This window comes from Micromonospora sp. A200 (assembly GCF_029893845.1).
Classification (GTDB): Bacteria; Actinomycetota; Actinomycetes; order Mycobacteriales; family Micromonosporaceae; genus Micromonospora; species Micromonospora purpureochromogenes.
This window is the reverse complement of the sequence record NZ_JARXXY010000024.1, coordinates 66,198-80,618: the sequence shown is the minus strand read 5'-3', so window position 1 is coordinate 80,618 and position 14,421 is coordinate 66,198. Positions and strand designations below refer to the sequence as shown.

Sequence of the window (14,421 nt, the reverse complement as noted above, 5' to 3'; positions counted from 1 at the left end):
CCGGGGTCCGTGGGGCACGGCCTGTCAATCCCCTGGAGTCATCTGTTCATGAGGTCGTCCAGCAGCGCGGCTACGATGCTCTCCTCGTGCACCACCAGCGCATGCCGCCGCATCGCGGCGGCAAGTGCCGGGTCCCACGGTGTGTCGAGGTTCGGTCCGCTGAGTTCCCGCAGCGGCGTGCCGCGCAGCTGGGCCTCAGCTATCGCTGCCTCGTAGTCGGTGGACCGGAACCGCCATGGAACGGCCCCGGTTCGCCGCATGACACGCTCGGCGATGCCGATACCCGGCCAGTCGAAGTCGCCGTGGTAGGTCAGCTGTACGCGGTCCTGCGCGGCCAGCGCGTCGAGCAGCGCGAGCGTGACGGTGGTGGGATTGCCGGAGGTGCAGACGAGGGCGGCGGGCGCGGCGGCGTCGGCGGCGGCTTCGAGCACGCGGGGGTTCTCGCAGACGTACACCGTGTCCTGGGTGATGAGCAGGTGGCCGAGCCGCCGGACGTCACGCAGGGTCAGGTGGGTTTCGGCGTGTTGGTCGGCTCGTTGCCGGAGGGAACGGGACAACCAGTCGTCGGCGAGTGGGCGCAGCCCGTAGGTGAGGACGGTGGTGGCGACCGTGTCGCCGGCGACACCGGCCGACTCCCACAGTGCCCGCCGGGCGGCGGCGTCGGGCGGCGGCTCGGAGGAGCCGGTCAGGGCCAGGGCGATGCCGCGCAGAACGAGCCGGGCCAGCAGGGTGTCGTCGTCGAGGCCGTGCGCGCTGCCGGTGACCCGTTCTGCCAGCTCGGTGCGGGACCACGGCGTGGACGGTCGGCTGAGGGTGAGGCCCAGTGCCGTGGTGGCCGCGGTGATCAGCCGGCGGGCCTCGTCGGCGGTGAGCCGGGCCAGCACGCCGCCGCGCCACAGGCTGTCCAGCCACCTGGCCGCCCAGTCCTGGTCGGCGATTCCAGCGGCTTCCACGGCGACGCGTCCGTGCTCGCGGAGCTGATCTCGTTGGGTGGCCTCGGCTGCGGCGTCGGCCGGCCGATCGGGTACCGGACCGGTGAGCGCCTCGATCACCTCGATCAGGCCGGCAGCGGCGGCGCTGCCGGCGAGCGTCCGGTCGAGTTCGGCCAGGTCGAGGGTGACCTGTGCGGCGACGGGCCGGCCGATCAGTAGTCCGACCGCCTCCCGCTGTCTGTCGTCGAGGGCACGCAGCGACAGTCGTCCGCGGGCCGCGCGCCCGTTGCGGATCAGTCGCAGGCGCACCGCGGACCACAGGGGAACGAGTTCGGGTGAGCCGAGCCAGGCCAGCGGGGTGTTCACCGTGTCACCAGGTTGCGTCGGGAGCCGTCCCAGCGGAAGTGCAGGGTCGCCACCCCCGGCTGGGTGGGGTCACGCAGGCATTCGTAGATGCCGAGCGACGGCACTTCCGGAAAGCAGCCCCACAACCGTTCGCTGGTGAGCACCGCGTCGAGGTCCAGGTCGACGAGCAGGCCGAGGAGGCGGCCGTGGGTGGGCTCGTCGACCTTCGCGAACGCGTCGTCGAGCAGGATCAGCCGTGGGGCGGGCGGGTGCGCCGCGCCGACAGAGGAGAAGTGCGCGGCGGCCGCAGCGAACAGCACGAGGTACGACACGACCCGCTGCTCGCCCTGGCTCATCGCGGTACGCGACGACAGTGTCCGTTCCCGGTCCGGGTTGGCCTGGTCGGTCACCTTCACCGCGAAGGTGAACCATTGCCGGTAGTCCAGTGCGGTGCGCAGGTGGGCGGCGTACCCGGCGGACGAGTCGGCTCGTCGGGCGTCCTCTACTCGTCGGGCCAGCACCTCCCGGAGCCGGTCGTTCTGCTCTCTGGTCCGCATCGCCAGTGGCGTGCGTAGCAAGTCCACCGCGGCCTTGGTGTCCGCGTCGGAGTCCGCCCGCAGCGTCCACACCAGCCGGGCGCCCAACCCGTGCGAGGTGCGGACCCCGTCCAGGGTGTCGTTCATGGCGGCGACGAGGTGGTGGGCGGCGAGGATCTGCCGGGACAGGGCGTCGCCCAGCTCTCCGAGCAGGAAACGCTCGAACGCCTGCCGCTCGCGGTCGGCGACTGCGGAGCGTTTGTCGTCCAGTTCCGTGCTCAACCTGGCCGCCGCCAGCGCCACCGGGTGCTGCCCGATGTCGTCGGCGATCTCGATCACCTTGACCCCGTCGCGGTCCTCCCAGATTAGGTCGTATCCGCCGGCGAGCCGGCCGCGTACGTCGTTGTACCGGTTGTGCAGGGCGTTTTCTCCGACGTCCTGCGTCTGCGCGCCGATCGTGGAGTGCAGGCGTCTGGCCAGTTCGTCGAGGTGCTGGATCCGTTCGCGGGCCGATTCGCCAGCCGGCCCGGCGTCGGTGAACGGGGGCAGGCCGAGTGCCGGGGAGACGCCGGGGAGGGTGAGGACCCGGGGAAGGGCTGTCCCGGCGGCGAGGGTGGCGTTCTCCTGTTCGGTGAGCCGCTGTCGGGCCTCGTCCCGAAGGTTCTCGGCGCGGACGCGGTGGTCCCGGGCCTGCTGGTAACGGTGCCGGGCAGACGGCAGACTGTCCTGGGCCGCGCGGAGCCGTCGGTCGGCGTCGGCCTCGCGGGCGAGGACGTCGGCGGGGTCGGCGCCGAGGGATTCCTGGAGTACGGCCAGCGCCTGCGCGGCGTCGGCATGACGCCCCGCGGCGGCCGTGGCCTCCTCGTCGGCGGTCTCGCCGCGCTCCACGGCGAGCGCGTGGTCGGTGATCTTCTGCCGGTAGCCGGCAAGCTGCTCGTGCAGGATTTCGGTGCTCCGCCGCTGGCGGGGCAGCTCCTCGCCGAGCATTTTGAGTCGGACCTCGACGCGGCTCAGATCGTCGGGATCGGCGGGCAGCAGGTGGGCCTCGGCGGCGGACGTCGCCTCCCGTTGCCGGACGGTGGCCTCGGTGCGCCGGTCCCGGGCGGTGCGGCGGGCGCGTCCGACGTCGCTGGTGAGCCGAGCCAGCGCCGATGCCGCCTCATCGCGGCGCGCCCAGGCGGCCTGCAGCGGCCCGCCGTCGGGCAGGTCACGCAGAGTGCGGGTCAGCTCGTCGCGGGTCTTATCGGCGATGGTCAGGTCGCCGTCGAGGGAGTCCTTCTCCCGCTGCGCCTGTTCGATCTGGGTGGCCAGCTCGGTCAGGCGGCGGGCGCGTAGCGCCGCCCGGTTCGCCGCGCCGACGTATTCGGCGGTCGATTTGCGCCAGGTGCCGTGGGCGACGCCGAGGCGCCAGCTTCCGTCGTAGCCGACCCAGCTGGCTGCCTCAGCGGGCCCGAGGGCGATACCAGCCAGCAGCGGTGTCACCCGCTCCGCCCCGGGCACGGGCTGCAGCGCCTCGTCGAGGCCGGCGCCGATAACCGGCGGCCCGGGGCGCAGCAGGACCTCTCCGCTGCCGGCCACCACGGACCCGTCGGCGGTCACCCGGCCGTCGAGCAGGCCACTGGCCTCCAGTGCCGCCTCCAGCCCGGCCCGCTCCTCGGCGGTGACGTGCCCGGCGAAGTCGACGAGCCGGTACAGCGCGTCCTCCGCTGGCGTCATGCTGCGGAAACGCGATGCTGGGGGCTGCGGATCGGCTTGTTCGGTCCACCGTCGGTGTGCTGCCCGTAGGTCGGTCATGGTCGCTTTGATCCGGTCGAGGCCGCGCAGCAGGTCGTCGCGACGGGCGTCGGCGGCGCGGCGTACCGGTTCGAGCGCGGCCTCGGCCGCAGACCGCACCGCCGCCGGTGTGTCGGCGGGCAGCGCCGCGTCGCCGTCGGCGGTCACGGCGCGCCGCAGCGCGGCGACGTTCGCGCCGACGACGGCCGGTCGGGCCAGCCACGCCAGAACCTGACCGGCGTACGCGGTGCTGGCCGCGAGGAGTTCCTCGGCCCGCGCCTCCAGGGTGTTCTGTGCCGTCTCCTGCTGGGCGTCCAGCAGCTCGGCGTCGGCCTCGGCCCGGGCCGCGATCCCGGCGGCCGAGGTGGCGCGGCCCAGTAGCCCGCGAAGGTCCGCGGCTGCCTGGCGGCGGCCGGTGACGGCGTGCGTGGCCGCCCGCAACTGCTGCGCGCACCGCCCGATGTCGGCTCTGACGGCGGCGACATCGATTGTGGAAAGCCGGCCGTCGGCGGCCGCCGGAGTGAAGCGGAGCGTGAGCGGCTCGCCGAGGTGGGCCACGTCCACCCCGGCCGCGGTCGCCGCGTCGGCCAGTCGCCGGTGACCGTCGCGCAGCTCCGCCGCCGTCCGGCCGAGTCGTTCGGTTTCCTCCACGAGCCGGGCCGCGGCGTCCGCTGCGGCGCGCCGCTCCGCCGCGGCGGCCCGTTCGGCGGACCGGGCGGCTGCCTGTAACGCCTCGACCGCTTGCCGGCGTTGCCCGAGGTCGCGGACCGCCCGGTACTCGGCGCTGTCCCGCAGCGCGGCGAGTTCCGTTGTTGTGTCCTGCACCTGCGCTTCCCAGCGGCGCGCCGTAGCGTCGGTCGTGGTTTCCGCATCCAGCGCGGCGGCCACGTCGCGTTCACGCTCGCCGGCCTGCCGGCGGCGGGTCCGCAACTCGACCAGCGCGGTCTGCACGGTGGTGACCCTGCGGCGCAGCTCGCCGCGCAGGTATCCCCGGTAAGCGGTCAGCAGGTCGGTGAGGGCGGCGGAGGTGCGTTCCAGCCGGCCGAGGTCCTCGCGTACGGCTTCCAGGTCGTCGAGGTTGTGCGCCACCGTGTCGAGCACGTCGTCGTCCAGCGGCGGCAGCGCCTCGCTCAGCTCCACTGTCAACTGGCCCGCCTCGATCCGGTCGCCGACGGTGGGTCGCCGCAGCCGGTAGAGGAGGTGGACGAGGTTGCGGTAGCGGCCGGCGTCGGTGATGCCGAAAAGCTCCCGGGCCACCCGCACCCGGTAGTCCCGGGCGCTGGAATACACCGCGTCCTCACCGAGCCGGTCCCGCAGCCGGTCGATCGGCAGCGGCTGCCGGTCGGCCACGAGGGTGACGTCGGGGCCGACGCGCAGTGGGGTCACGAAGTACAGCAGCCGCGCCTCCCCGGTGGCCGACGACCACCGCACCACGGCGCCCAGGGTGAGGAAGCTGTCGGTCCCGTCGCCGCTCTGGCGGCGCAGCTCGGCCCAGAGGAAGCCCTGCCGGTTCACCCCGGTGGACCCCTCGCTCATCAGCCAGCGGAACGTCGTCCGTCCCGCTCCGGTGGCATCGAGCCGTTTGGCGTCGCCATCGAGGAGGAATGGCAGCAGCAGCTCCAGCGCCTTGGACTTGCCTGCGCCGTTCTTTCCGCGCAGCAGCAGCCTGCCGTCCTCGAACTGGAAGATCTGCTCGTCGTACTGCCACACGTTGCAGATCCCGGCCCGGTGCAGGCGGAACCGGTCGGGGTTCCCCCGGCCGGTGGTGCCGGGCCGCGCCGTCGCGGTGGTCACGTCTCACATACTCCTTTCGAGTACGGCGTAGCGCGCGGCCGCCGCCAGCAGGACGTAACCGCCCGGCGTCGGGCAGCCGCGCCCCTGCCGGGCGTCCACCGCCCGCGCCGCGGCGACCGCATCGTCGTCCTCCGCGTCCGCGACGGTGGGTGCGGCGGGGGCCATCAGGCGCATCTGGACGAGTAGACCCGTCACCGCCTCGCGGAGCAGGACCGGGTCGTCGACGTAGGCGGCGGCCCAGTGCCGATGGTGCCGCTCGACCAGGTCGGCGAGCAGATCGTCCAACAGGCCCTCCGGTACCGGCACCCCGATCACCGGCGTGGCACCCGACCGGGCTGTCGGGGCGTCCGGGCGGAGTGCCGCCACCAGCGCCTCGACGCAGAGCAGGGCGGCCTGGGCCACCGTGCCGGTGCCGGGGAACCCGATGTCGGACAGGTCGTCGTCGGGGTCCATCAGTGCCGCGCCCTCGGCCCGCAGTTCCGCCTGCAGACCGACGTACTCGGCGAAGGACCGCTCGTCGCGGCGCTGCTCGCGGCGCAGCCAGGCCCGCTCGGCGGCGCTTAGGTCGTCCACATACACCACCGGAGTCTCGACCAGCCGCCGGCGGACGGCGTGCCGGGCGCCACCCGGACCTGCCGCCGAGGCGGACCGGAGGAAGGCCTCCGGTGTGTCCGCCCTGCTCAGTGGCGTCGCCAGCAGATGGGCGGCGATGTCCCGGTCCACGCTCAGCAACGCCTCGGCTCGACCGTCGTCGGCGTACCCGGCGACGCTGCCCTGCTCCTCCACCAGCACCCGCCACGCGACCAGTTGCCGCAGCGCCGCCCCCAGCGCCCGCCGCTCCGCGGGTCGGTCCACGTCGCCGAGGTCGATGCCGGCCTCGACGGCAGCCGCCCGGATGTCCGCGACGAGCTGGGAGAGCAGGATCTGCTCGGCGGAGGTCAACAGGACGGCGACGGCCAGCGTCAGATACGAGTACATCCGCGGGGTGAACGGCGCTCCCGTCGACCGGGTCAGGCCCCGTCCCGCCCCCGGGCCGAGTCCGGCCTTGAACAGCCGGGCGAATCCGGCCTCCACCACCAGCCGGTAGCCGAGGAAGGTGGCGAACCATGTCTTCAACCAGTCGGCATGTCGTCTGACTAGCGGGAACTCGTCGTGCTCCGGAAGCAGCAGAGGCACTGCCAACAGAGCGCGTACGGCCCGCCGACGCTCGGCGGCCAGTGCGATGTCATGCGTATCAGCCATCGCCGGTCGCCTCCACCGGCGCGAGCCTGATGGACAGCCCGTCAGCGCTGAAGTCACCGCTGGCCGACCGCAGGACCAGCGTCGCCCCCGGCTTCCCGACCACCTCACACCGCAGCCCAAGATCCATCGAGAGCGTCGTCGCGGACCCGAACGCCGGATCACCCGCGCCCAAGGCCTGCGCCAGCAACTCTAGAAGCAGGCTCATCGCCGACGCGGACAGGCGGACGGCGGACAGGTCAGCTGCGGCGGAGAGGAGTTCACCGGCGGCGGTGACGCGTGCGCGCTGGGTCGCGGCCGCCTCCGCCAGCAACATCGCCTGCTGCTCGCTGCGGTCTACCACGCCGGTCGGCCGGCCGCGGGGCGCCCGATTGCCCCGTTCCCGCAACGACACTGGCACCGTCACCGCGGGTGCCGGCCACCAGCTCTCCGTCGCCGGAACCACCGCCTCCGGATCTCCCGCGATCCCGACATGCCGCGCCCCGTACAGCCCGAAGGCCGCGGTGAAAAGGTCCGCGGCGGTGTCGGCGTCCGCGCCGTCGAGCCACCCCGCCAGCCGCAGCAGGTCGCGGCGTCGCGACACCCCGTGCCCGGAGGAGCGGATCATTCGCTTCGCGTTCGCCAACAGAGACTGCAACGCCCGCAGTGTCGCGTCGCGGAGCTGACCAACCTCGCTGCGCCGGCCGTCGGTGTCCCGGAACCAGGCGCGCAGCGCCTCCCAGTCGGCCACCTCACGGCCGCGGGTCCGCTGCACCGTGACACCCACCGCCTCAGCGGCTTCGACGAGGCCGTCACCGTCGGCGTCGATCCGGGCGAGCAGTGCGGGCAGCTGCGGCCAGATCCGGTCGAGGTCGCGCTCGATGCGCGGCGCCAGCAGCACTACCTCCTCGGTGATGGACTCGACGTAGTCGAGCAGGAGGTTCTTGAAGCCCGCGTATTCCCCGGCGTCGAGGTCGTAGCGGGCGAGCACCTGACCCAGGTAGGCGTAGAAGTCCCGCACCGAATCGCGGAACTGCCAGAACTGGGCGAAGGCGGTGACCACGACGTCCCGGGTCTGGGCGGGGTCCGGGCCGCCCGGCCGTTCGACCTGCTCCGCGACGCCGGCCAGGCCCGCCGCCACCAGTCCGAGCAGCTCCCGGCTGATCTCGCGCGCCGAGTCGGCGCTCGCCAGCACCTCGTCCACCTGCCGCTGGATCCGTTCGCCCAGAGGTGAGAGCTGGTACCGCGAGCGCGCCCGGTGGTATTCGGCGATGCTCTTCACCCGTACGGCGTGCGAACTCGGCAGCAGATTGCCCCAGCTCACCAGACGTCCCAGGCGATCGGCGGCGGTATCGACGGTCAACTGCTCACCGTTGCCGTTCAGCGCGTCCGCGACCTCTTGCGCCGACAGGTCGGTCATCAGCGAGCCGGCGAACAGGCGCATGATCGCCAGATAGGTGGACCGTTCCGGGACGGTCAGGTAGGTGTACCCGTCGAGCCGGTCCAGCTCCTCGATGCGCGCGCCCACCTATGAAGGGTAGGCCGGATCCCCAGGCCCGCGTACCGGGCCCTTCCTGCGGGCAGGCAGGCCTCGGGTTCGAGAAGTCCACTTGTCCCCAGGTTCCCATCGACGCCGACCCCGCGGCGACGGGTGTCACCGGACTGTCACAGGAGACGCACAGATTCTGGCGCGCGGTGACGCTGGGGTGACGCCGATTTGCGCAGACTTCCAGCTGAGGCGAGCGATCCACGGGCCACCCGAAACCCCCTTCACCGGTCCAGCCGGCGGTCGGTCGACTCCGACAGGGCCTTCGCCGCCCATGGTCCCCGGTGCAGGGAGTCGATCGTGAACTGTGACAAGAGCACACGGTTGTCCACGGCAGGGAGCACCGCACCGCAGCCGGTGTCCGACGCCGAGGCGACGGTCCGCCTCCTGCTGCTCGGCGGCTTCCGGCTGCTGCACGGCAGGCGGCCGGTGGTGGTGCCGCGCGGCCTGCAACGCACCATCGCGCTGATCGGCCTGCGCCCGGGCGCGACCCGCGCCCAACTGGCCGGCCTGCTCTGGCCGGGGGTGCCGGAGGAGCGCGCCCTGTCCTCGTTGCGGACCGCGCTGTGGCGGCTGCGCCGGGACCCGTCCTGCCCGGTGATCGCCGACGGCGACACGGTCCGGCTGCACCCGACGGTCGACGTGGACGTCGACGAGCTGGCCCGGGCCGACGCCCGGGTGAGCCAGGGCGGCGACCCCCGGCCGGCGGCGGCGGTCCTCGCCGCCGGGCGCCACGACCTGCTGCCCGGCTGGTACGACGACTGGGTCCTGCTGGAGCGGGAACGGCTCAGACAGTTGCGGCTGCACCTGCTCGACGAGATGGCCCGGGCGCACCTGCGCGCCGGCGAGCACGGGGAGGCGTTGCAGGCCGCGCTCGAGGCGATGGCGGCCGAACCGCTGCGGGAGACCCCGCACCGGCTGGTGGTCCAGGTGCACCTGGCGGAGGGCAACGCGTGCGAGGCGCTGCACGCCTACTTCGACTACCGCGACCTGCTGCGGCGCGAGTTGCAGCTGGAACCGTCCGCGGCGATGCGCGCGCTGATCAGCGAGGTGCTCGCGTCGCACGACCGGCCGAGGCAGGCCCCGGCCCAGCCGGCGCGCGGTGTCCCGCGACTCGCGCCCGGCCCGGTCGGCGACCGCGCCACCGTGCGCGCCCACCCCGGTCCGGCGAACCGCCTCCCCACGCCCACGGCGGGCCACCCGCCGGCGCGGGCGCCACTGCTCCGCGGGCCCGTCCCCGCCCCGTCAACGCGGCCGGACCCGGCGCCGGTCGCCGGTGACGGCGGGGTGACGCGAGGTCCGGCAAGGTCGCAGGACGACGTCGTCGCGGTCCGGGCGCCGCTGGTCGGGACCTGCCACCCGGCCCAGCCCGGAGTGCCGCCGTTCGGTCCGGGCGACCGTTCGAGGAAGGACGCGCGTCGGCCGTCGTCCCGACCGTGAGGCCGGCGGACCGGCCGAGGAACCACCTCCGCGGGGCCCAGGAAGGAATCCTTGATGATCCGCAGAACGCTCACCGCTCGCGACTCCCGCCCGGCAACGGCCGACGTGCGCCGTCGAAGAAGGTGCCACCGCCGCACCGTCCCGCCCAGGCCGGCGAAGGAGCTTCCATGATCAGGACGATGTGCCGCATCCGCGCGCGGCCGGGCTGCGAGGACGCCGTGGCAGCCGCGTGGCGAGCGGTCGCCGGGCAGGTCGGCGAGCTGCCCGGCAACCTCGAGCAGGCCCTGCTCCTCGATGCCGCCGATCCGCGCTCGTTCGTCGTCGTCACCGAGTGGACCGACGAGCCGGCGCTGCGCGGCTACGAGAACGGGCCGGTCGCCGCGCGGTTCTCCGCCACCGTCCGCCCGCTGCGGGAGCCGGCGTCGGCCGACAGCTACCAGGTGATGCGCGACCCCGGCCGGCCGGGGCGGCGCATCTTCGTGGACGTCGAGGTCACCGTGCCGGCCGCCCGGCTCGCCGAGTTCACCCGCGGCTACGCCGAGGTGAAGGCACGGATGGCGGAAGTGCCCGGCTACCTGCGCGAGGACCTGCTGCGCGAGCCCGACTCGGAGGTCCACCACATCTTCGCCGAATGGCGCAGCGAAGCGGAGTTCTTCCGCTGGATCGGCAACCCCGCACACGCACAGGAGGAGGCCGGGCCGATCGCGCCGTTCCTCCTCGACTTCCGCCGCCGCCTGTTCCACGGCGCGGCTCATTCCGACACCAGGCGAGAACCGAGTACGGGCAAGGAGATCGACGTGCACACGACAACGGACGTACTCATCGTCGGAGCGGGGCCCACCGGGCTGACCGCCGCCGTCGAGCTGGCCCGCCGCGGCATCGAGTGCCGGGTGGTCGAGAAGCGGGCCACCCCGCCGGGGCAGGCCGACAAGGCGATCGGCGTGCACTGCCGGACGATGGAGATCTGGGAGAGCCAGGGCATCGTGCGCGAGGCGATGGACGCCGGGATCTGGCTGACCGGCAACATGGTGTTCGTCAACGGGGTGCAGACCCACCAGATGAGCTGGGAGCTGCCCGAGCTGCCCTACGCGCACCTCGGCCTGCCCCAGTACGAGACCGAGCGCATTCTGACCGAACGGCTGGCCACCCTCGGCGTCCGGCCGCAGCGCGGTGCCGAGCTGGTCGCGTTCACCCAGGACGGCGACGGCGTGCTGGCCACGCTCGCGACCGCCGCCGGCGAGGAGACGGTACGCGCCAAGTACCTCGTCGGCTGCGACGGCGCGCACAGCAAGGTCCGTGAGTTGCTCGGGTTGACGTTCTCCGGCGGGCTGGGCCGGTTCCCGCAGCTGTTCATGCTCTGCGACGTGGACGTGGACTGGGACATGCCGGAGGGCCACCTGCTCCGGTTCATGCACGAGACCGACGGCCAGATGGACGGGATGCTGGTCTGCGTGCCGCTGCGCGGCGAGTCCCGGTACCGGATCGCCACCCTCGCGCCGCCCCGGTTCTTCGCGCAGACCGGCGGGCAGGACGCCCCGCCGGGATTCAGCGAGGAACTCGCCGAACCCACCCTCGCCGACCTCCAGGTCGCGCTGGACCGGCTGGCCCCGCCGGGCACCCGCGCGTCGAACCTGCGCTGGTCGTCGGTGTTCCGGATCAGCCACGGCATCGTCGACCGGTACGGCGACGGCCGGGTGTTCGTGGCCGGCGACGCGGCCCACCTGCACCCGCCCGCGGGCGGTCAGGGCATGAACACCGGCATCCAGGACGCCTGGAACCTGGCGTGGAAACTGGCCCTGGCGGTACGCGGGATCGCCGCCCCCGGGCTGCTGGACAGCTACGAGACCGAACGGCGCCCGGAGGGCGAGGAGATCGTCGGGCGCGCGGTGCGGCTGGCCTTCACCGACGAGCTGGACCGCGACGACCTGAAGCGGCAGTTCCTCCAGGAGATGTCCATGCTGCTCAGCTACGCGGACAGCCCCCTGGTCGGCGAGTCGCTGTCCGCTCCCGACGCCCTGCGCGCCGGCCCCGGACCGGGCGACCGCGCTCCCGACGTCGGCGGCCTGCACCGGCGGGGCGTCGGGCACCCGCTGCGCCTGCACGAGCTGACCCATGGCACCCGGCACACGCTGCTGCTCTACGCCGACAAATCCGCCGACCTGGCGGCGTCGACCGCCCTGGGGAAGCTGTGCGCCGACGTCCGTCGGCAGACCTCCGGGCAGGTCGACATCTACCTGCTGCTCAGCCCGGACGCCCCGGTGCCGGCGCTGCTCGATCCGCCCGTGGTGCACGACGCCGACGGCGGGTTCCGCGCCACCTACGGCGTCGACGGCAGCGGCCTCTACCTGATCCGCCCGGACGGGCACGTCGGGTTCCGCAGCCAGCCGATCGACGCCGACGCGCTCGGCAAGCACCTGCAACTGGTCTTCGGAGGCGCGCGATGACGACGGTACGCACCGTGCTCGCCATGCGTACCAGGGAGGGCTGCGAGGAACGGTTCGAGGCGGAGTGGCGCTCGGCGGCGGAGCAGATCCGCGCGCTGGACGGGTGTCTGAAGCAGGACCTGGTCCGCGACGCCGACGACCCGCGCAGCTACCTGATCATCAGCGACTGGGCGGACCGCGAACGGCTGGACGCCTTCGGCCGCAGCGAGCACCGGGACCGGCTGCTACAGATGATCCGCGAGCTTCGCGAATCCGCGCAGCGGCACACCTACCAGGTTCTGCACAGCGTACGCAGCGAGCCCGAGGAGTCGCGATGACCGAGGATGCCGTACCCGCGTCGGAGCTCTACACCCCCGAGTTCGCCGCCAATCCCTATCCCGCCTTCGCCCGGCTGCGGGCGGAGAAACCGGTGTGCCCGATCAGCTCGCCGCGGTTCGACTCGTACCTGATCACCCGGTTCGACGACGCCAAGGCCGCGCTGATCGACCCCCGGCTGTCCAAGGACCTCTACGGCCCGGGTCAGGAGTACCTGCGGATCTTCGGGCCGAACTCCGAGGCGTTGAACAAGAACATGCTCAACGCGGACCCGCCGGAGCACACCAGGCTGCGCCGGATCGTGTCCCAGGCGTTCGCGCCGCGTCGGGTGGAGGCCCTGCGGCCCCGGGTGGCGGAGATCGTGGACAACCTGCTCGACAAGATCATCCCGCAGGGTCAGGCCGAGCTGATGCACGACTTCGCGATCCCGCTGCCGATGATGGTGATCAGCCACCTGCTCGGCATCCCGGAGACCGACCACGAGCGGGTCCTCGACTGGACCCAGGTGATCAGGACGTCCGGGTCGTCCGGCCGTAGTCCCGCCGAGGACCGGGCGGCCGTGCAGGAGGCCCAGCTGCGGCTGCACCACTATCTTGTCGACCTGATCCAGGCCAAACGCGCGCACCCCGGCGACGACATGATCAGCGCGCTGATCGACGCCTGCGAACACGGCCGACAGCTGTCCGAACCCGAACTGGTCACCACCACGTTCCTGCTGCTGTTCGCCGGGCACCAGACCACCGCGGACTTCCTCGGCAACGCGACCGTGGCGTTGCTGACCAATCCCGACCAGCTCGACCTGCTGCGCGCCAAGCCGGAACTGCTGCCCTCGGCCATCGAGGAGCTGCTGAGGTTCGACGGCCCGCTGCCGGTCGCCAGTCCCCGGATCGCCACCGAGGACGTCGAGTACCAGGGCGTCCGCATCCCGCGCGGGTCGATCGTCGGCGTGGTGATTAACGCGGCGAACCACGACCCGGCCCACTTCGCCGACCCGGACCGGCTGGACCTGCGCCGGGTGCGGGGCGCGCACATCGGCTTCGGCCACGGCGTCCACTACTGCCTCGGCGTCTCGCTGGCCCGGATGGAGGCACAGATCGCCATCGAGGCGCTGCTGCGCCGGCTACCGGACCTGCGGCTCGGGCTGCCGGTCTCCCAGCTGCGCCGGCTGCCGGCGGGGTCGCCGTTCCGTGGCCTGCTGGAGCTTCCGGTCGAGTTCACCGCCGGGGGTGAAGGGGCGCCGTCCCCGATCGGCGGGGGCGCGGGAACGCCGTCCCCGATCGGCCATCAGAGATCACCGTCCACGCAAGCACCCGTCCACACACCCGAGGAGCGGTAATGGTCTTCCGAAACGTGATCGTCTGCCACATGGTCCCCGGCAGCGACGACATCGTCGGCAATGTCTTCGGCTACTACGACAAGTCGACCCGACCGCAGGACCTCGGCGTGATCGGGCGCCGGCTGCTGTCCTTCCACGACCTCTACATCCACGTGATCGAACGCAGGGAGGACCCGCGGATCTCCGGCCAGACCCGGGGACTGCCGGCGTTCCAGAAGATCGCCGAAGCCATCGCCCCGTACGTGACGCCGTACCCGAGATACTGGAAGAACCCCTCCGACTCGGTCGCCAAGGAGTTCTACAGCTGGGTCCCCGACGAGGACTCGGCGCCGGAGTCGGCCGGCCGGGACCTCACCGTCATCATCGGACGGATCAAGCCCGGCGCGGAGCCCGACGTCGCGCGCATCTTCGGTGAGTCCGACGCCGGGTCGCTGCCGGTCCAGCTCGGCGTCACCGGACGCTGGCTGTACTCGATCGACGACGTCTACGTGCACCTGTTGGAACGCACCGACGCGGCGGCCGCCGACGGCGCGGGGCAGGACCACGAGCAGCCGGTTTTCGCCAAGATCATGGCGGAGCTGAGCCCGTTCATCAGCCCGTACAACCCGGAGACCTGGCGTGGGCCGGAGGACTCGGTGGCCAAGGAGTTCTACCGCTGGCAGGCCGAGGACTGACGATCACTGCAGAGCGCTGCGGATCAGCAGGTCACCGGTTCGGATCCCTGCGGACGTGCAACATCACC

8 protein-coding genes and 1 pseudogene are annotated in these 14,421 nt (G+C 72.7%); 5 read left to right on the top strand and 4 right to left on the bottom strand.

What is annotated here, in order from left to right; all coding sequences use genetic code 11:
* Positions 1-38 precede the first annotated feature (38 nt).
* From M2302_RS22545 to M2302_RS22530, 4 genes are read right to left on the bottom strand one after another with little or no spacing between them, the layout of a single operon-like run.
* On the bottom strand, positions 39-1,298 hold the full coding sequence (locus M2302_RS22545; RefSeq protein ID WP_280839841.1) for a TIGR02679 family protein: 1,260 nt from the start codon (positions 1,296-1,298) through the stop codon (positions 39-41).
* Positions 1,295-5,380 (bottom strand): TIGR02680 family protein, encoded by a 4,086-nt coding sequence (locus M2302_RS22540; RefSeq protein WP_280839840.1) that lies wholly within the window; start codon positions 5,378-5,380, stop codon positions 1,295-1,297. The genes M2302_RS22545 and M2302_RS22540 overlap by 4 nt, the downstream gene beginning before the upstream one ends.
* Before the next feature lie 3 nt (positions 5,381-5,383).
* Positions 5,384-6,622: a TIGR02678 family protein gene (locus M2302_RS22535; protein ID WP_280839839.1), complete on the bottom strand. Its 1,239-nt coding sequence runs from the start codon at positions 6,620-6,622 to the stop codon at positions 5,384-5,386.
* The gene (locus tag M2302_RS22530; RefSeq protein ID WP_280839838.1) at positions 6,615-8,126 is read right to left on the bottom strand and encodes a TIGR02677 family protein; all 1,512 of its coding nucleotides are present in this window, start codon (positions 8,124-8,126) and stop codon (positions 6,615-6,617) included. The genes M2302_RS22535 and M2302_RS22530 overlap by 8 nt, the downstream gene beginning before the upstream one ends.
* A 375-nt stretch (positions 8,127-8,501) precedes the next feature.
* On the opposite strand from M2302_RS22530, the pseudogene M2302_RS22525 reads away from it, so the two are divergent.
* The 5 genes and pseudogenes from M2302_RS22525 to M2302_RS22505 all read left to right on the top strand — a co-directional run.
* Positions 8,502-9,188, top strand: a pseudogene (locus M2302_RS22525) (bacterial transcriptional activator domain-containing protein); the annotation flags it as partial.
* A gap of 563 nt (positions 9,189-9,751) precedes the next feature.
* Positions 9,752-12,028, top strand: coding sequence for an FAD-dependent oxidoreductase (locus M2302_RS22520; protein WP_280839837.1), 2,277 nt, complete (start codon positions 9,752-9,754; stop codon positions 12,026-12,028).
* On the top strand, positions 12,025-12,345 hold the full coding sequence (locus tag M2302_RS22515) for an antibiotic biosynthesis monooxygenase (RefSeq protein ID WP_088961915.1): 321 nt from the start codon (positions 12,025-12,027) through the stop codon (positions 12,343-12,345). The genes M2302_RS22520 and M2302_RS22515 overlap by 4 nt, the downstream gene beginning before the upstream one ends.
* Positions 12,342-13,679, top strand: a complete 1,338-nt coding sequence (locus M2302_RS22510; RefSeq protein ID WP_280839836.1) for a cytochrome P450 — start codon at positions 12,342-12,344, stop codon at positions 13,677-13,679. Before M2302_RS22515 ends, M2302_RS22510 begins: the two co-directional genes overlap by 4 nt.
* Positions 13,679-14,353 carry a TcmI family type II polyketide cyclase gene (locus tag M2302_RS22505; protein WP_280839835.1) on the top strand — a complete coding sequence of 225 codons (675 nt, stop codon included), beginning with the start codon at positions 13,679-13,681 and terminating at the stop codon, positions 14,351-14,353. The genes M2302_RS22510 and M2302_RS22505 overlap by 1 nt, the downstream gene beginning before the upstream one ends.
* Positions 14,354-14,421: the final 68 nt, after the last annotated feature.

Bases quoted from the DNA above. Each gene is read 5' to 3' on its own strand.
- M2302_RS22505 (WP_280839835.1), top strand. From the start codon at position 13,679: ATGGTCTTCCGAAACGTGATCGTCTGCCACATGGTCCCCGGCAGCGAC.
- M2302_RS22520 (WP_280839837.1), top strand. From the start codon at position 9,752: ATGATCAGGACGATGTGCCGCATCCGCGCGCGGCCGGGCTGCGAGGAC.
- M2302_RS22510 (WP_280839836.1), top strand. From the start codon at position 12,342: ATGACCGAGGATGCCGTACCCGCGTCGGAGCTCTACACCCCCGAGTTC.
- M2302_RS22535 (WP_280839839.1), bottom strand. From the start codon at position 6,622: ATGGCTGATACGCATGACATCGCACTGGCCGCCGAGCGTCGGCGGGCC.
- M2302_RS22515 (WP_088961915.1), top strand. From the start codon at position 12,025: ATGACGACGGTACGCACCGTGCTCGCCATGCGTACCAGGGAGGGCTGC.